A 16,002-nucleotide genomic window follows, 5' to 3' on the forward strand; every position below is an offset into this window, starting at 1 on the left:
ACATAACCATCTGATCTCACGCTGTTTGTCCCACCTGTCCCACCTGTCCCACCTATTTTGCCATTCGGGCCACGCCGGCCCTTTTGTCCGAACCGCCGAAAAAGGTGGGACAGGTGGGACAGGTGGGACAACGCCCCTGAGTTCAGTTGCTTACAGCGTCCCACCTCTGCGAGAAGGTGGGACAAGGTGGGACACTTTCAGTTCGCGTCTAGCTCCGCTTCTTCCTCGGGCACGGCTTCGCCCCAAGGAAACGCCTGCTTCAGCGCCGCATCGAAACTGCGCTTGCATTGCCCGAGTGAAGGGAAACGCAGACACCAAACGCGCCGCATGACCTGGACGGTCTTCAGTGTCTCTTCGTCCCACACTTCGATTTCCTCGACGGAGCGCACGCGCTCAACGCCCGGCACGAGGCGGCGCAAAGCGATCCCGAACTCGGTCTCGCTTGCCTTGCGCCGCACGCCGATCTTCTCATTGGTGCGCAGGTAATCGTTGAAGAGTGTCGCCGCCGGCACTTTCTCACGCCAGGCGCCCGCGCGATGCGTCTGCGCGCCATCTTCGAGGCGCTGAAGCCACCAAGCCGCGATCGGATCGAGCGACCGTATTTTCTGTTCGAGTAACGCGCCCGTCTTCGGGATCACGCGCAGATTGGGCGCATCTGGCGCGTCGAGATCGAGCTCCAGCAAATCCGCCAACAGCGCCTCTCTCCCGCCATCGTTGAGCTCGGCGTAAAGCTTCGCGAAGCGGCCGTGATCTTCCTTCCAGTGGTCCGCCACGTCGAAACAGGCGAAGCGACGCTCATCCATGCCGGCCGGCACAACCCAGCTTTCATTCGACGAGAAGAGCAGCCGCACATAATTGTCGAGGCGTATTGGATCGACGCCCTTGGCTTCGATCATCTGCTTCGGCGCGGTGACGAGGCCTTTCAGGCGCCCCTCCGCCGCCTTGTCGCCGGCCCAAATGCCCTCATCCACCTGCAGCAGAATGCAAGAGCCCATATGGGCGTTGAACTGGCCGACGAGGTAACGCGGATCGTCAACGAGAAAGTAATGCGAGGCGAAGAGCGAGCCGATGACGTCGCCGACGACGGTCTTGCCCGTGCCCATCTTGCCGCGCAGCACGATCGCCGTGCCGATGCGCTCGCGCGGCCGTTGAACGAGATGCGCGAACCAGTGCCAGACCCAGCGATAGATTTGATAGTCGCTATCGCAGATGTTCGCCTTCACATGGTCCTGGAAGGTGAAATACTTCTTCCAGCGCTCCTTGGCGGGCGTCTCCCTGTCCGGCGAGACAGAGAAACCTCGCCACAAATTGAAATAGCCCTTCGTGCCCGGCGCATTGTTCGGATCGGGGAAAAACTCGATTCCGTCATAGGTGCGCCGGCGCGCATGCTTGAGCCAATAGGGCGCGACGGACACATAGCGGCGCACGGTCTGATAAGAGCCGTCTTCCTGCCGCTCGCGCTTCAGCACAGCGCGAAACTGGTTCTGGAAATAGGCCTTGAAGGCGTCGACCGAGAGAACGCGCGTCCGGTCTTCAATGGGCGCATCGGGCATTTCGCGCATGACGACAGCGCGCGAGCCCATGAGAACGAAGCTCCATTCGCGATTGAACTCGTCTATGAAATCGCGTGGCCCATCGTCCCCATCATCCGGCGGCGGCGCGTCATTCTCCGGCGGCTCGGAGTCGCCGCCTGCCTGAGCATCGTCCGGCGCAGCGGCCGAACTGCCATCCGCCAGCGCCGCTTTTCGCGCGCCGGGGAAGGCCAGGATCTCTGCGCCCTCGACGACCTGGACGATTTCGTCTTTCCCCATCACGCCGCCTCGCCCTCGAACGCCCGCATGCGCATATCGTTGAAATCCGCGCCCTCGCGGCTCATCGCGAGCTTGATGGTGAGAGAGGGATATTCGCGCGAAAATCGCTTGGCCCCGCGAAGCAGCGCGAGCCGCGTCGTGAAAGGATCGCTGTCGCCGTCGCCGAGCAGGACCAGCTCTTCAACTGAGGGCGGCACATAGATCACGCGCCAATCGTCTTGCGGCGCGACAAGCGTGTCGTCCCGCGCCATCACCGCCCGCCTGCGGCCGCGCGCGTCGACGAAGGTCTTCGTCGGATGCTTCACGCGCCCCTTTGCCTTGCCGCCGAGATTGTCGAGATCGACGCTCGTACGAAATTCCGCCCCATTGACGAGCGGCGAGCCCGCTTCCATCAAAGACCAATAGACGGAGAGCACCGTCTCTATGCCTTCACCGAGAAACCAGCGCTTCGGTTCGTCGCCGCCTGAGACCATGCGGATCGAGCCGCCCTTGAGCGAGCCGCGCACCTTCTTCGCCGGCAGCATCATGCCGGTTTCCGGATCGACCGTTTCCGCCTTGCCCTTGGGCGCGTCGAGATCGATCCAGGTGACATGCACGCCGGTAAAGCGCCCGTCGACGCCTTCGATCGCTGCGATCATCGCCGGGCCCTTGCGCGCGATGCAGCGCTTCGTTTCGTTCCACAGCTCCATTTCCGGCGCAAAGCGCAGGCGTGAAGAGGGGTGAGGGCAAATCCGCCGCTTTTCGAGATAGGCCTCGACGGGCGTGTGCGAGAGCGGGAGAGATCGTCGCCAAAATCCCCAGGCGCGGCGACGCTCGGCTTCGCGGAAGACGTTGCGTTCATGCGCGCGTCGCTCTTCCTCGGCGATACGCTCTTCCTCGCGCCTGGCGAGCTGTGCCTCACGCTCGCGCCGCTCTTCCAGCGTTTCGCTAGCCTCCCGCCCCGGCGGCGGTCGTCCTGTCACAGCCTCGCAAGCGCCGACGAAATCGAGCCCGTCGATATGCTGCGCGAGCGCGATCGCATCGCCGGAAAAGCCCGACACGCGGCAGTTCCATACATTCTTGCGCGTGTTCACGGAGAAGCGGTCTTGCCCGCCACAACCGGGGCAGGGTTGCCCGGCGTCCCCCGGCCTGATCTTGACGCCACGCAGCGTGCAATAGCTCGCGACGCTCACGCGGCGCGCTTCTTCTATCCAATCCCGCCAGGCGAGATCATGTGCGATGGTCATAAAACCTCGCTTTCTTGGTTTCGGCGCGCGCCGCTGCATAGGTCGGCTCGACGCCGCGCTTTTTCGCCTTGCTGAGCAGTTGATCGATCAAATTCCCACTGGAGAGGTCGAGCGCGTCGGCGCATTGCGTCGCCGTCAGCCCGAGCCGCCGCAGCGCCACGGCGACGCGCTGCTTTTCGGTCAGGCCGTCATATTCCGCGTCGCTCAATTGCTCGGCGATAATCGTCGCGATGGCGGCGCGATCGAGCGGCCCGCGCTGGAGTCGGCGCCGTACTTCGTCGAGCGGCAAGACCTTGCGTGCGAGATCGTTCATTGTCACTCCCCATCGATCGCATCGAGCACATGGCCGGCGAGCCCTTGCGGGCGGCCTTCGCTGTCGCGCGAGACCGCGCTCGCCAGTTGCACGGCCGTCGCGCCATGCTGCAGCGCCAGCGAGAGCAACAGCCCCGTGTCGCGCGCCAAATGGTCGAAAAGCGTCGTCGTCTTGACGGCGTTGATGAAAACTTCCGCAAGGCGCCCGTCTTCGAAACGGCCATAGGTGACGCGGAAGCTCTGGCCTTCGAAAAACGTCTCGAAGGTCTCGCCCGCGCGGCGGCAGGGGAGGGGCTCGCGACGCCCCTGCGTGTGAGTCTCGTCAGCCAAGACGCCTCCGATGTTCCCTGCATGCCCAAATGATGCTTTCCGGGCGCCGCACGTCGCCCTTACCAAAAGGCCCAAAGGCGCCGCAGATGACGCAGCGATGCGGCGCCGGCGCGAGCGTTCGTGTTGCCGTTGGCGGCGCAACGCGCGGCGTTCTCGGCGCGCGGCGAGGGGCGGCGAAGAGATCGAGATCATGTTGCATATCCGCCTCTCCCGAACGCGGGCGCTGCGGCCCGGCTACGCCGTGCGCCTCACCTTCTTGCGCCGCTCAACGAGCGTGCGGAGCGCCGCAAGGTGCGTTTCAATCTCGCAAGCATCGATGAAATCAGCGTCGCTATGTCCCGCGCGCGCAACAGCCAGTTCATTTTCGAGCTTTCCGATTTCGCGTTCGACGGCGCGGATGTATTCGCGGCGGGCTTTTTCATAGAGCGTTGCGGGAAGGCCCTTCAGGCGGCCGCGGAACAGATTTTCCAGCGTTCCCGGCGCTTCCTGCATGCGCGCAGCGAGCAGCGGGCGCGCTTCCTCGCGCCGCACGCCGAGCAGCCTGGCTTCGCTCGCCTCGGCGAAGGCGAGCCAATCGCGCGCGCATGTTTCGAGCCTTTCCGCAACCGACATTTTATCCATTCCCTCTGGACGCATCGACGCTCACTCCCATGCGATTAAGAAACGCATGGGGGAGATCACGAACACTCACTCACTGGACTTCGGCGTTGGCAGCGCCGCGGATAAACTTTGGAGCGCGCGGGAAGGCAATCCCGCGCGCTTCTCGTTCAAACCGGCGAGATGCTGTGCGAATTCTTCGAATTCGCCCGCGATCTCGCCGACGAAATCCGCTTCTTCCAAGCCGGCGCAATCGAGAATGCGTCGCAGCTCGGAGAGATCGCGCGTGACCCGGCGAGCAAGATCGGACGCAGAGGTGAACAAAGCACCGACTTCGCACGGGGTCGGGTTATTCATGCCGTCAAGAGAAGGTTGCGCGCTACCGCAAGCTGGGGTTTCGACATGGCTCTTTATTGAGCTCATCGAAAAGTCTCTTGCGCAAAGCATGCCGGGACCGGCGGCGCGATATCGTCGACCGGGTAGAGATCTGGACGCAGCTCAAATCGCGTGACAGCGCTTCTCGTCGCTCGCTCAATCGGCAGGACATATTCAGCCGGCACGCCGCACTTCGGCTTCTTCAGCCAGAGAGAAACGCGCTGCTGCGTCGCGCCGATCTTCGTCGCCAATGCGGCCTGCGATCCGCAAATCTGGATGGCTTTCGCCAGTGCAGATGAGGTTTCCATGGGGTGACTAATACAAGCCGGCTTGTCGCTTGTCAACAAGTACTCTTGTCGAGACGTTTAACAAACAACCTTGTAAATCCGACAGACATGAAAACCATGGGCGATCGCCTCAGATTTCGCAGAAAGCAGCTTGGCATTAGTCAAGCTGAGGTAGCGAGGCGTGTTGCCGGCATTAGAAAAACGTCCTTTTCTCAACAGGCGTATGCCCAATTGGAAAAAGGGGATTCTCGCAGGAGCAGCGAGCTTCCTGCGATCTGTGAAGTTCTAGGCGTGAGTCTGAAATGGATAAGAGACAATGAAGGCTCCCCGCCATTACCGCCGGGGGCGCCGGTTGCAAAGAGCCTCGTCACAAGTTTTGATCCAGATGCGCTGGAGCAAGAGACCCCGCCGCGGGACACTAGGGCGGCAGGAGCTATTCCCGAATTTGATCTTCGCGGGGGTGCTTCCTACGGCGGAGGCTACGTGGTTCGCCGCATAGATGGGGACGAGGCCGTAAAGGCGGAATGGTTTTTCCCCGAATCTTGGCTGCGCGGCGAAATGCGGCTCAGCCGACAATCCACCGACATAATCGCCGTTGACGGTCCGTCGATGTTGCCTGATCTCGCGCCAGGCGATCGGGTCCTTATCGATCGGTCGAACCGTGATCCCAAGCAGGACGCAATTTTTGCGATCCGCGACGGGGACTCTGTCATTATCAAGCATGTCCAGCTTATCCGGGACACGGAGCCTCCGAGGATTATTTGTACATCCTCCAATCCGACCTACAAACCCTTCGAGTTGATCCTTGATGGAGAAGACGTGGCTATCATTGGCCGTGTCGCGGGTCGCATCTCAAAGATGTGAGTGTATTTTGCGCTTTTCGGACTGGGTTAAACTGGGCGATAACTTGAGCGAAGTCGATCTAATGGGCTGGCAGGGACAACATAATCGAGACGAAGCGGAAGACGCTGAATGGCGCAAGCTACCACTGCGCAAGCGGTATGATTGGCCGAGCATCGCTCTGTTTGTGATCTTCCTGGGCGCATTCCTCTATGCGCTTTGGAAGCGGTAGCCACTGACCGAGGTGGAGAGATGGCGGCGCTGCGGATTAAGCGACGAGGCTGGAAAGGCTTCGAAGCGCTTGGAGGAACGTAGTATGGATTGGGCTCAATTACTTTCGGAAGCACGTTTTAAAGCGCCTCGGCAAGCGGAAGGGCAACGCTCACCTTTCCAGCGGGACGCTGACCGGATTATCTTCTCTGCCGCATTTAGACGGCTGCAAGACAAAACCCAAGTTCACCCGTTCCCCGATTCTGATTATGTGCGCCGTCGCTTGACTCACTCTTTAGAAGTTTCGTCCGTGGGCCGGTCACTCGGTACCCATCTTGGCTATTTCTTACTGAGAAGCGATAGAACGCTTAGTCCGACGCTGCCCTTCGACCTAGGCCAGATAGTAGCCAATGCGTGTTTGGCGCACGATATCGGTAACCCCCCGTTCGGCCACGCTGGAGAGAAGGCAATTGGATCATGGTTCAAAGACGAGCTTCCTAGCGGCCTTAAGAAGGATCTTTCGGAGCAGCAGAGAAACGATCTCGAAAAGTTCGAGGGTAATGCTCAGGGTTTTCGGCTGCTAACGCGTCTACAGGATTTCCGCGACGAAGGCGGCATTCGGCTGACTTATGCCACCTTAGCCACTTTTACAAAGTACCCAACAACCTCTATTGAGACCGAGACAAACGGATATATCGGAGCAAAGAAACACGGTTTCTTCTCAGATGATGTTCCCTACTTCGCAGACATCGCCGACACAGTCGGGTTGCCTATGTATGCCCGTGGCTGGAGGCGACATCCGCTCGTTTTCTTAATGGAAGCGGCCGATGATATCTGTTACCGGGTCATTGATGTCGAGGACGCATTTAAACTCGGCAGGCTGTCCTTTAGGGAAGCGGAAGAGTTACTCGGAGCCATAGTCCCCTCCTATGCTAGGAGTGATCAATGGGGCGAAGACGATACAATTAGCTGGCTACGTGCTAAGGCAATCGGGGCTCTCATTGAGCAGGTAAGAGAAAGCGTTGAGTCAAATCTTCCGGCCCTCATGAGCGGAGATTTTTCCGAGCCTCTGATCGACTGCATCTCCGCGGCTTCCGCGGTCGAGACGGCATACGCTGCCGTTAAAAAACATGTTTTTGGGTGGGACAGAATCGTTTCGGCCGAGATAGCTGGAGCCCAGATGATTACCGACGTTCTTCAAAAGTTGGTCTTTGCCATAGAAGCTCCGGGATCCTACCGGAATGCTATGCTTTTAAAAATTGTGCCTCATTACGACGATGCCGCGCCGACCTATACCAAAATTCTGGCTGTCACCGATTTTCTTGCAGGCATGACAGACACTTATTTGCGAAGGATACATGGGCGGGTGACAGGTCATGCGATTTTATGACTCTGAAATTGGCGGAGCCGGTGCAGGCCAGCTATGGCCTAGGCCGCTTCCTTTTGTAGGATATGTTCCCCGATCTCTTCGATCGTATTTAGCGGGCGAAGACTAAGTTCCTCCTGGTCTGCTTGCTTTTCGAGGGCATGCAGAACTTCTTCCATGCGTTCGGCCTGGCTCCTAGTGAGCTGCGGATCGTTTCGCTTTGGATGTTGCACAATCATTTCGTGCTCGCGCTTCACCAGGGCTTCCCGCTCGCTGTCTCGATCAACCTTTAGCTCCCAAAGCCGTGTCTTGATTCGTCCGATAGACGCGGTGAAGTTGCCCGTCGCCAGGGTGCCGAAATTGGCAACAAGACGAGACCCCGCGAAGTCAATTATGACAGCGTGCGCATCACGCCGTCGCCGGCGGCTTTCCTGAATCTCTTCACTAAAAAAGCGCTCAAGTCCCGGACGCTTTTCCTTGACGTACTCCAATACGAGCGCGGGAAGTCGGTCGGCGGTCTCCCGGATGGCGGCTGCCTCCTGAGCGAATTCCTGCTCCAGTAGTTGAACGGTAGAGTTGCTATCGTACAAGGAGGACATGGAGGCCATCCAAGAAGCACCGATCTGCTGCAGCGATTGTCCTTCAGCTTCCCTGACGTCCCCCAGTATGACGCCAGAAAAGAGCGGCTTAAAGTCTGTCATCGCAGCAGTCGACCTTTGTAGCAGATCACTTTCGATAGCGTTCAACGCTGCCTCAGCTGCCAGAATTACCATGACCGAAAGGTCTGAGAATATGCAGCGCAAGCGGTCAAGTTGATTTGCCCGCTCAAGGTGGATACTGTCCGCTCCTGCGACAGCAACTCCTATAACGAATTGCTCTGGTGATCCAAGAATGGGTCGAAAGAGCACAGGACACCATATAGCCCTTTGGAGGCCTTCGGCGCTCGGGAACTGGTTTGCGTTCAGCGAGATCATGTCACGCCAGCCTGGGCTCGTTTAGTGCGTTCCCGGCGGCGCGCGGGACGTGAGCAATCCTTTCCAGCAGGAATGCGACGAGCGCATTGAAAGCAGCTTCGTCGAGAAGTCCGTTCACCCGATTTTGTATCCCAACATCCGAGACGTCAATGCGCTGCAATCGGGTGACTAAGGCACTTGCTTCAACGGCGAGGCTCTTGCGCTGACGCTCCTCAAGAAAAGGCGTCAACCATTCCTTCAGCCGATGCCGGAAGTTACCTGCGGGGACGAGATCGGCGGGGACCCAGGCTGGCCCTGTGAAACATCGCCCATGATCAATGATCCAAACATTCGGTCCTGAGCCGAAGAGAATATTGCCGACGTGCCGATCAACGTTCGCAGCCCAAGCGTCGAACCCGTAGAGGTCTCCTAGCCAAGCCTGCTGCATCAGGACGTCAACAATTGGCTTGAGGAGAGCCCATTTTTCCCGGTCCGAAGGCGCTACAATGAGTTGCGCGACAGATGGCGAGGCAACATCAACACTCGCGAACATGAGCCCTGTGCCGTCGGGAAGACGTGACCGAGAAGCGTAACTACTGTGCGGTGCCGTGATCCCGATGAAAGCTGAGGGGACAGGCAACCCAATCATTGCGGCAAGGCCGGCGGCCAAGACTTCGTTTGCAAGCTCCCTCGGAGGAAGGTCCTTTAATATTGCAGTCTTGAACGCTCCGCCCTCGGTTAAAATCTGACCACGGTACGTATCGCTCAAATTGGCAATGCCCGAGTCTTTAAAGCTCGTGGCGCCTGCCATGACGCGGGCCAGTCCGACAACGCCCGCAGTGACCTGTAGTTCGGCCACCGCTTCGGAACTGTCGTTCATTCGGTCTCCCTCCCTAAAGGCCATGGCTTCGCGATTATTTTTACACATTCAAATTTCGGCATACCTACCGTACCGCTACTTGAGCATACCTTACTAGGTCAAGCCGACCGCTGCTAAGGAGCATATGGTAAGCTTTTGCTGGAACCCAGGAATGTGCGACGAGGGCCAAAAAGCACCAGCCGAAGCCGATTTCGCTGTCTGGCGGTCGTTAGCCTCCATGCATAGGTGGTCTGGGTTCTTAGGGCCGCGGGGCAGGCTTGGAACTTCCTAGTCGGGCGACCGAGTCGTGTGAAACATTTAGCGACAACAAGTGCGCTTGTTGATGCTTGTTGACGATATACAAGTATACTTGTATTATCTCCATCGCCGCGCATCTCAATGCGGCGATGGAGACCCAAGATGCAAATTCTCTCCGACAATCAGCTCGTGACGCTTCTTGTCGCTTCACCCTGCCTCCTCCTCACCGCCGGCTTCGCCGCGGGGCAGTGGCTATTCCGCGATCTGCTCACTCACGCCGAATAGGGCGGCACTCGTCGTCCGAGTGCACCAAGCCCTTTTCGGTCGCTCATCCAAAAAAGCGCGAAAGCGAAAGATCATTTCCCAAATCGGAATTTGCAATGACCACAACGCTTCCCCTTTCGAGCATCACGCGCATTTCACCGCTCAATCCACGACGCGGAATAGACGATGTCGCACAGCTCGCCGCGACATTCGCCGTGATCGGCCTCAAGCAGGATTTGATCGTCTGGCCGACGCCGGGGCAGCCCGGCGAATATGAAGTGCTCGACGGCGGCCGCCGTTGGCGGGCGCTGACGCAGCTCGCCGCCGAGGGCGGCCCGGCGCCGCGTAACCTGCGCGATTTCGACGCCATTCCGGTCGAGATACATGAGGGCGACGAAGTCTCGGCGCGCCTTGTCGCGCTCGCCGTTTCCACAACCTCGCGCCCCCTGCATCCCGTCGACGACTATGAGGCCTTCTCCGAGCTTGTCGACGCGGGCATGCGCCTCGCCGATGTGGCGAAGGTTTTTCACGTAACCGAGAAGATCGTCCGCCAGCGCCTGGCGCTCGCATCGCTCGCACCGCGCGTGCGGGAAATGTGGCGCAAGGGCGTGATGTCGCGCGAGGCGGCGGAGGCCTATACGATCGCGCCGTTGGAGGCGCAGGAGGCGCTACTCGACGATTGGGCCGCGCGTGCGCCCCACAAGCTCGATGACGCCATCGCCATCCGCGCCGCGCTGCGCGGCGATGCGATGGTCGCAAGCGAGCCGGTCGCGAAATTCCTCACCGCCGACGCCGAGCGGCTGGAGGCCTATCTCGCCGGCGGCGGTCGCGTGCTCGACGATCTCTTCGCCGAGCGTCCCGGCCTGCGCGATCCGCGCATCGCTATTCGCGTCGCGAATGATTTGCTGCGCAAAGAGGCGGAGCGCGTCGCGGCGGCCGAGGGCTGGGGATTTGGCCTCGCGAAGGGCGACCGCGCCACCTTCGGCGGCATGGCCGATCCGCCGTTCAACGACGACGAAGACGAGCGGCTGAACAAAATCGACGATGCGCTCGAAATTGAAGGGGCGGATTATGTCGCGCTTAACGAAGAGCGCGAGAGCATTTTCGCGGCCGCGACGTTGCGCGCTTTCTCTCCGGAAGAGCGCTCGTGCGCCGGCGTCGAGGCGTGGCTGAATAGTGAGGGACTGATCTGCTTTTCTCGCGGCGTCGCGCTCCCCGACGAAGCCGCGAGTGCGTCCGGCGGCGATGAGCCAGAATCGCCGCCGGGCGACAGTGGTGAGAAGCTTGCGCTGGCGGATGAACACGCTGAGGCCGACGATGTTCCAAAGCCTCTTGGCGAGCCAGGCAAGCAGCTTCGCGCCATCATCGACATTGGCGCGACGGCGGCGTTGCGCGACGCCGTGCGCCAGCGGCCCGACATCGCCATGATGCTCGCCGTGGCGGCGCTCGGCTGCCAGTATGGGGTTTACGGCGCCAGCCTGCGCCCCGTGCAATCGCATGAGCCGGAAGACAATGAACTGCTGAAGCGCATTCGGCCGCTCAATTTTCCCGACGCGCTCGCCGCATGCGCCGAGGCCTCGACCTGCGATCTCACGGTTGCCTTGGCGCGCATCGTGGCCGCGGGGATCGAGACGCAGGGCGTCGGCTTCGACGCAATCGGCGTTCTGTTCCGCAACGTGGCCGCGCGCGGCGGAGACGTGACAGGCGCGCTCTCCCGCGCCGTGGATCGCAGGGCATTTTTCGAAGCGTCGGAAAAAGAGCGCACGCTGCGCGTTGTTGCCGCGTTGGTGGGCCCGGCCGAGGCCGACCGCGTGAGGGGCCGGAAGAAAAACAAGCTCGCCGAATATGCCGCGACGCTCTCGAAAGAGCAGGGCCATTTACCGCCGCCCTTCTCGAATTGGATGGCCTTCCCCACGCGGCCGGGAGCGCTGGAAGAGGCGATCTTTTCCGACCGAGAGGCGCCGCTTGCGCAGGCGATGCGCGATGCGATCCACGCCGACGAGAGCAAATCGGCGCGGCCGGCGCGAGGCGCGAAGAAACAGGCCGACCCATTCGACACGAAGATCGCGGAAGCATGTTCGGCCTATCCGGCCCTGGGCCAGTTCCTGCGCAGCCAGGTTCACTTCGGAAACGAGGCGCTCGACGCCGGTCGCCTGAAGGCCAGCGAGCTTTACGAGGCTTATTCGTCTTTCGCCCAGGCGACCAAATCGAAACAGGCCGCCCTTCGCGAATTCGGGGAAGTCATCGCCGCGATCGGCGTGGAAAAGAAGCGGTTCAAGACAGGCGTGCATTACCTCAACATAGCGCTGCGAGATCCGCAGCCGGCGGCCAAAGGGGCGCAATGATGGAACGGCTCGCCCTGCAGCATTCCGACGGCTCATTCGGCGTCCTGTCCGAAGGAACGACGCTCGAACAGGCCCAAAAGGAACGCCTCTTTGCCGATTTCGACGCGCGCATCGTTCGCGTGTCGCTCACGATCATAGAGACGGTCTTCGATCCGACGCCCGCGCGCGCCATCAGCGAGCCCGAGCGATGCCCGCAATGCGGTCGCAAGTTTGCGGAGTAGGCTATGGCTGGAAGCGTCAACAAAGTGATCCTCGTTGGGCGCTTGGGCCGCGATCCGGACGTGCGCACGACGCAAAGCGGCCAGCTCGTCATCAGTTTCTCCCTCGCGACAGACGAGACATGGCGCGACAAGAATTCCGGCGATCGCAAGCAGCGAACGGAATGGCACAATATCGTGATCTTCAACGAAGGCCTCGCGAAGATCGCTGAGAGCTACCTACGGAAGGGCTCGCGTGTCTATGTCGAGGGCATGCAATGCACGCGCGATTATACCGATCGAGAGGGGAACGCTCGCAAGATAACCGAGGTCGTGCTGAAGCAGTTCCACGGCGAGCTTTGCCTGCTCGACGGCGGCTCCCGCTCCGCGCCTGACGAGGGGAGCTACGGAACCCAGTCGACGCGCGGGGCGACGCAGCAGCAGAAGAGCTACGACGATCCGCGCATGGCTATGGGCGAGAAAGCGCCTCAGCGCTTGGCGGATAGGATCGACGACGACATTCCATTTTGACGGCGATAACTTCTAGGCGCAATCGATGAAAGCCTCGCTCCCTCGCTGCATCCACTGCGGCGCTTCCATTCACGCAATCGACTTGCGCGCTGGTCGGTGTCGCGACCGTCCGCGTGCGGAATCGTGCTTCTGGCCCCGCGCGCTGAGCAAGTGGCGGCTGTCCCGAGCGCGTCTGGTGGCGGCGCGGATCGCGAGATGCGATCGGGCGGCGGGCGCCGAGAAGGGGGCTTAGACCATGCCCGCGACAGCGCTTCGCCAACCCCCGAGAGTTATCCCGCGCTTGCTACGGCGCGAAAGAGCGGCTGCTTATCTAGATATGTCGCCGGCTTCTTTCGACAGATTGGTCAAAACCGGCATTTTGCCGCCGCCTAAGAAGCTTCATTCCTTCCGGGTTTGGGATGCGCGCGACCTCGACGCGCTCGCTGATCGGCTCGAATATGATGGGCCCGCCGGTCAACCGGATGAAACATGGGATTGAGCACGTGCCGCGTAAGCTCCCCAAGTATGTCGAGCTCTGGGAAGATCGCCACGGGAAACGGCGTATCTATTTCCGGCGCGGGAAGGGTCCGCGAATTCCTTTGCCCGACGACGTCCGTTCGGACGCATTCCAGGAAGCTTACGCCGCCGCGCTCGCTGGCGACGTCGCCGCTCGAAAGAAGAAGGAAGAGACCGCCGCGCCGGGGACGGTCGGCGCGCTGATCCTGAGCTACCAACAGAGCGCCGGGTATATTGAACTTCGCGAGACGACGCGGAAGGGCTACGCCTCCAGGATCGAGGCCCTTCGAAAAGGCCACGCCAACCGAACTATCTCGGGGATGACCCGGGAAGGGATCGTGACGAAGATCCTCGCGCCCTACGCCGGACGCCCCGGCGCAGCGCTTTCGATTTTGAAGATGCTCCGCATCCTGATCCGCCACGCAATCGATATCGGGTGGCTGAACCACGATCCCTCGATTGGCATCAAACGCCCGAAAATCGGCGAGGTGCGATCGTGGACGGATGAGGAAATCGCGCAGTTCGAGGCCCACTGGCCAGCCGGAACAAGAGAGCGGCTGGCCTTCGCCCTGATGCTTTACACGGGCCAGCGCCGCTCGGACGTTCACCGAATGACCTGGGCCGCGACCACGAACGCCACGGTGACGGTGACGCAGCAGAAGACCGGCGCGCGCCTGGTCATTCCGCTTCACGCCAATCTGCGCCAAATCCTCGCGGCGGCGCCCCGCGACCATGTGACGATCCTGAACACGGCTTTCGGGAAGCCCTTTACCGTCGACGGCTTCTCTCAATTCCTGCGCGACGCCATCTCGGCCGCCGACCTCCCGCTCGAATGTCAGCCTCACGGCCTGCGAAAGGCGGCCGGCCGCCGCCTCGCCGAGGCGGGATGCTCCGCCCGCGAGATCATGGCCATCCTCGGTCACAAGACGCTGAGCGAGGCGGAGCGCTACACGCGCGACGCCGACCAGAGGCGTCTCGCTGAAGCGGCGATCGTGAGATTGGAGGGGCAGAGGGCGAACAAAATTCCCAAACCACCCCCGGCAAGGTTGGGAAATCGCCGAAAAAAGACAGATAAATCAATTTGATGGAAAAGTGATTGGCGCTCCCTAGGGGACTCGAACCCCTGTTTTCGCCGTGAGAGGGCGACGTCCTAGACCGCTAGACGAAGGGAGCGGGGAGCCGCTCTATAGACCGGCCGGAGCGGCTCGGCAAGGGCCTCGCCGAGACTTTCGCGCTTTCTTTTGCCGTGATAGCCATCGGGCCTGATTTTGGGACGATGACGATGACGCAGATCCTGACCAAAGAAACGCCCGCGGCGCAAAGCCTCGAGGCCGCGCTTGCCGCCCTCGGGCGCGCCGCCCGCAAGGCGGCGCGGGCCGTGGCGCTCGCGCCAGCGCAGGTCAAGGATCAGGCGTTGCGCGTCGCGGCCTCCGAAATCCGCCGCCAGAGCGGCGCGATTCTCGCCGCCAACGCCCTCGATGTCGCTGACGCGCGGGCGCGCGGAACGGCGGGCTCCTTCATCGACCGGTTGACGCTCGACCCCGGCCGCGTCGAGGCCATCGCCCGGGGCGTCGAGGAGATTGCGGATTTGCCGGACCCGGTCGGACGGCTGCTGGCGCGATTCGAGCGGCCGAACGGCCTTGTCATCGAACGGGTCGCGACGCCGCTCGGCGTCATTGGCGTGATCTATGAGAGCCGGCCCAATGTGACCGCCGACGCCGGCGCTCTATGCCTCAAGGCCGGCAACGCCGCGATTCTGCGCGGCGGCTCGGAGAGCCTGCGCTCGTCGCGGGCGATCCATGCCTGTCTTGTCGTGGGCCTTGCCGCCGCCGGGCTGCCGGAGGCGTCGATCTCGCTGATCGAGACCAGCGACCGCGCCGCCGTCGGCGCCATGCTCGCGGGGCTCGACGGCAATATCGACGTGATTGTGCCGCGCGGCGGCAAGAGCCTCGTTGCGCGCGTCCAGCATGAGGCGCGCGTGCCGGTCTTCGCGCATCTCGAAGGCATTGTGCATGTCTTCGTCCATAAGGACGCCGATCTCGACATGGCCAAGCGCGTGCTGCTCAACGCCAAGATGCGCCGCACCGGCGTTTGCGGCGCGGCGGAGACGCTCCTCGTCGATAAGGCCTGCGCCGGGACGCATCTCGCGCCGCTTATTGCCATGTTGATCGACGCCGGCTGCGACGTGCGCGGCGACGCGGCGGCGCAGGCCGCGGATGCGCGCGTGAAGCCAGCGACGGAGGAGGACTGGCGCGCCGAATATCTCGACGCGATCATCGCCGCGAAAGTGGTGGACGGCGTCGAGGCGGCGATTGAACACATCGAGACCTATGGCTCGCATCACACCGACTGCATCATCACGCGCGACGACGCTGTGGCGCAGCGGTTTATGCAGGAAGTCGACTCCGCGATCGTGCTGCACAACGCTTCGACGCAATTTGCGGATGGCGGCGAGTTCGGCTTCGGGGCGGAAATCGGCATCGCGACGGGCCGCATGCATGCGCGCGGGCCGGTGGGCGTCGAGCAACTGACGTCGTTCAAATATCGCGTGCATGGCGCGGGGCAGGTGCGGGGGTAGGGCAGGCGATTTCGCAGGTGTGTCGCCGCCGCTCTGGATTCCCGCTTTCGCGGGAATGACACGGGTCGCTGTGGGCCGCTGTCATTCCCGGCGGGCCGAAGGCCTGACCGGGAATCCAGGGCCGCGGCAGCCGTCTTGGAGGTTGATCTAGTCCGAACATTGGGCGCG

The 16,002-nt window shown here is 61.5% G+C and carries 18 protein-coding genes and 1 tRNA gene; 9 read left to right on the top strand and 10 right to left on the bottom strand.

The window, feature by feature from the left end:
* Positions 1 to 197: 197 nt before the first annotated feature.
* From QMG84_RS07435 to QMG84_RS07465, 7 genes are all read right to left on the bottom strand, one after another.
* Positions 198 to 1,811, bottom strand: coding sequence for a primase-helicase family protein (locus tag QMG84_RS07435; RefSeq protein ID WP_281931501.1), 1,614 nt, complete (start codon positions 1,809 to 1,811; stop codon positions 198 to 200).
* Entirely contained in the window at positions 1,811 to 3,037 is a 1,227-nt protein-coding gene (locus tag QMG84_RS07440) for a DUF7146 domain-containing protein (RefSeq protein WP_281931502.1), read from the bottom strand. The genes QMG84_RS07435 and QMG84_RS07440 overlap by 1 nt, the downstream gene beginning before the upstream one ends.
* Positions 3,021 to 3,350, bottom strand: a complete 330-nt coding sequence (locus tag QMG84_RS07445; protein WP_281931503.1) for a hypothetical protein — start codon at positions 3,348 to 3,350, stop codon at positions 3,021 to 3,023. Before QMG84_RS07445 ends, QMG84_RS07440 begins: the two co-directional genes overlap by 17 nt.
* 2 nt (positions 3,351 to 3,352) lie before the next feature.
* Positions 3,353 to 3,679 (bottom strand): hypothetical protein, encoded by a 327-nt coding sequence (locus tag QMG84_RS07450; RefSeq protein ID WP_281931505.1) that lies wholly within the window; start codon positions 3,677 to 3,679, stop codon positions 3,353 to 3,355.
* A gap of 234 nt (positions 3,680 to 3,913) precedes the next feature.
* Positions 3,914 to 4,291: a hypothetical protein gene (locus QMG84_RS07455; protein WP_281931506.1), complete on the bottom strand. Its 378-nt coding sequence runs from the start codon at positions 4,289 to 4,291 to the stop codon at positions 3,914 to 3,916.
* Between the two features lie 75 nt (positions 4,292 to 4,366).
* Complete coding sequence (locus QMG84_RS07460) at positions 4,367 to 4,600, bottom strand: hypothetical protein (protein ID WP_281931507.1); 234 nt, start codon at positions 4,598 to 4,600, stop codon at positions 4,367 to 4,369.
* A 95-nt stretch (positions 4,601 to 4,695) separates the two neighbouring features.
* On the bottom strand, positions 4,696 to 4,995 hold the full coding sequence (locus QMG84_RS07465) for a transcriptional regulator (protein WP_281931509.1): 300 nt from the start codon (positions 4,993 to 4,995) through the stop codon (positions 4,696 to 4,698).
* Positions 4,996 to 5,046: 51 nt separating this feature from the next.
* Between QMG84_RS07465 and QMG84_RS07470 the strand changes: the two genes are divergently transcribed.
* The 3 genes from QMG84_RS07470 (at position 5,047) to dgt (ending at position 7,378) form a co-directional block, all read left to right on the top strand.
* Positions 5,047 to 5,802 (top strand): XRE family transcriptional regulator, encoded by a 756-nt coding sequence (locus QMG84_RS07470; RefSeq protein ID WP_281931511.1) that lies wholly within the window; start codon positions 5,047 to 5,049, stop codon positions 5,800 to 5,802.
* 43 nt (positions 5,803 to 5,845) lie between these two features.
* Positions 5,846 to 6,010, top strand: a complete 165-nt coding sequence (locus QMG84_RS07475; protein WP_281931513.1) for a hypothetical protein — start codon at positions 5,846 to 5,848, stop codon at positions 6,008 to 6,010.
* Positions 6,011 to 6,094: 84 nt separating this feature from the next.
* The gene (gene dgt / locus QMG84_RS07480) at positions 6,095 to 7,378 is read left to right on the top strand and encodes a dGTP triphosphohydrolase (protein ID WP_281931515.1); all 1,284 of its coding nucleotides are present in this window, start codon (positions 6,095 to 6,097) and stop codon (positions 7,376 to 7,378) included.
* Between the two features lie 38 nt (positions 7,379 to 7,416).
* Here the strand turns inward: dgt and QMG84_RS07485 are convergent, their stop codons facing one another.
* Entirely contained in the window at positions 7,417 to 8,100 is a 684-nt protein-coding gene (locus QMG84_RS07485; RefSeq protein WP_281931516.1) for a hypothetical protein, read from the bottom strand.
* A 229-nt stretch (positions 8,101 to 8,329) separates the two neighbouring features.
* The gene (locus tag QMG84_RS07490) at positions 8,330 to 9,187 is read right to left on the bottom strand and encodes a HipA family kinase (RefSeq protein WP_281931517.1); all 858 of its coding nucleotides are present in this window, start codon (positions 9,185 to 9,187) and stop codon (positions 8,330 to 8,332) included.
* Positions 9,188 to 9,586: 399 nt separating this feature from the next.
* Here QMG84_RS07490 and QMG84_RS07495 point away from each other — a divergent pair, with 399 nt between their 5' ends.
* From QMG84_RS07495 to QMG84_RS07515, 5 genes are all read left to right on the top strand, one after another.
* Complete coding sequence (locus tag QMG84_RS07495) at positions 9,587 to 9,709, top strand: hypothetical protein (protein WP_281931519.1); 123 nt, start codon at positions 9,587 to 9,589, stop codon at positions 9,707 to 9,709.
* Between the two features lie 95 nt (positions 9,710 to 9,804).
* Positions 9,805 to 12,033, top strand: a complete 2,229-nt coding sequence (locus QMG84_RS07500) for a ParB/RepB/Spo0J family partition protein (protein ID WP_281931521.1) — start codon at positions 9,805 to 9,807, stop codon at positions 12,031 to 12,033.
* Positions 12,030 to 12,254 carry a hypothetical protein gene (locus QMG84_RS07505; protein WP_281931522.1) on the top strand — a complete coding sequence of 75 codons (225 nt, stop codon included), beginning with the start codon at positions 12,030 to 12,032 and terminating at the stop codon, positions 12,252 to 12,254. The genes QMG84_RS07500 and QMG84_RS07505 overlap by 4 nt, the downstream gene beginning before the upstream one ends.
* 3 nt (positions 12,255 to 12,257) lie before the next feature.
* Complete coding sequence (ssb, locus tag QMG84_RS07510; RefSeq protein WP_281931524.1) at positions 12,258 to 12,761, top strand: single-stranded DNA-binding protein; 504 nt, start codon at positions 12,258 to 12,260, stop codon at positions 12,759 to 12,761.
* 578 nt (positions 12,762 to 13,339) lie between these two features.
* A complete protein-coding gene (locus QMG84_RS07515) occupies positions 13,340 to 14,341 on the top strand; it encodes a tyrosine-type recombinase/integrase (protein ID WP_281931526.1) in 1,002 nt (333 codons plus the stop codon).
* 12 nt (positions 14,342 to 14,353) lie between these two features.
* Here QMG84_RS07515 and QMG84_RS07520 read toward each other — a convergent pair.
* A tRNA-Glu gene (locus QMG84_RS07520) sits at positions 14,354 to 14,429 on the bottom strand.
* 109 nt (positions 14,430 to 14,538) lie between these two features.
* Between QMG84_RS07520 and QMG84_RS07525 the strand changes: the two genes are divergently transcribed.
* Positions 14,539 to 15,834: a glutamate-5-semialdehyde dehydrogenase gene (locus QMG84_RS07525; protein WP_281931528.1), complete on the top strand. Its 1,296-nt coding sequence runs from the start codon at positions 14,539 to 14,541 to the stop codon at positions 15,832 to 15,834.
* Positions 15,835 to 16,002: the final 168 nt, after the last annotated feature.

This window comes from Methylocystis iwaonis (genome assembly GCF_027925385.1).
Taxonomy (GTDB): domain Bacteria; phylum Pseudomonadota; class Alphaproteobacteria; order Rhizobiales; family Beijerinckiaceae; genus Methylocystis; species Methylocystis iwaonis.

Excerpts from the sequence above, each read along its gene's own strand:
- QMG84_RS07435 (WP_281931501.1), bottom strand. The coding sequence starts at position 1,811 with ATGGGGAAAGACGAAATCGTCCAGGTCGTCGAGGGCGCAGAGATCCTG.
- QMG84_RS07440 (WP_281931502.1), bottom strand. The coding sequence starts at position 3,037 with ATGACCATCGCACATGATCTCGCCTGGCGGGATTGGATAGAAGAAGCG.
- QMG84_RS07445 (WP_281931503.1), bottom strand. The coding sequence starts at position 3,350 with ATGAACGATCTCGCACGCAAGGTCTTGCCGCTCGACGAAGTACGGCGC.
- QMG84_RS07455 (WP_281931506.1), bottom strand. The coding sequence starts at position 4,291 with ATGTCGGTTGCGGAAAGGCTCGAAACATGCGCGCGCGATTGGCTCGCC.
- QMG84_RS07470 (WP_281931511.1), top strand. The coding sequence starts at position 5,047 with ATGAAAACCATGGGCGATCGCCTCAGATTTCGCAGAAAGCAGCTTGGC.
- dgt (WP_281931515.1), top strand. The coding sequence starts at position 6,095 with ATGGATTGGGCTCAATTACTTTCGGAAGCACGTTTTAAAGCGCCTCGG.
- QMG84_RS07490 (WP_281931517.1), bottom strand. The coding sequence starts at position 9,187 with ATGAACGACAGTTCCGAAGCGGTGGCCGAACTACAGGTCACTGCGGGC.
- QMG84_RS07495 (WP_281931519.1), top strand. The coding sequence starts at position 9,587 with ATGCAAATTCTCTCCGACAATCAGCTCGTGACGCTTCTTGTCGCTTCA.
- QMG84_RS07500 (WP_281931521.1), top strand. The coding sequence starts at position 9,805 with ATGACCACAACGCTTCCCCTTTCGAGCATCACGCGCATTTCACCGCTC.
- QMG84_RS07505 (WP_281931522.1), top strand. The coding sequence starts at position 12,030 with ATGATGGAACGGCTCGCCCTGCAGCATTCCGACGGCTCATTCGGCGTC.
- ssb (WP_281931524.1), top strand. The coding sequence starts at position 12,258 with ATGGCTGGAAGCGTCAACAAAGTGATCCTCGTTGGGCGCTTGGGCCGC.
- QMG84_RS07525 (WP_281931528.1), top strand. The coding sequence starts at position 14,539 with ATGACGCAGATCCTGACCAAAGAAACGCCCGCGGCGCAAAGCCTCGAG.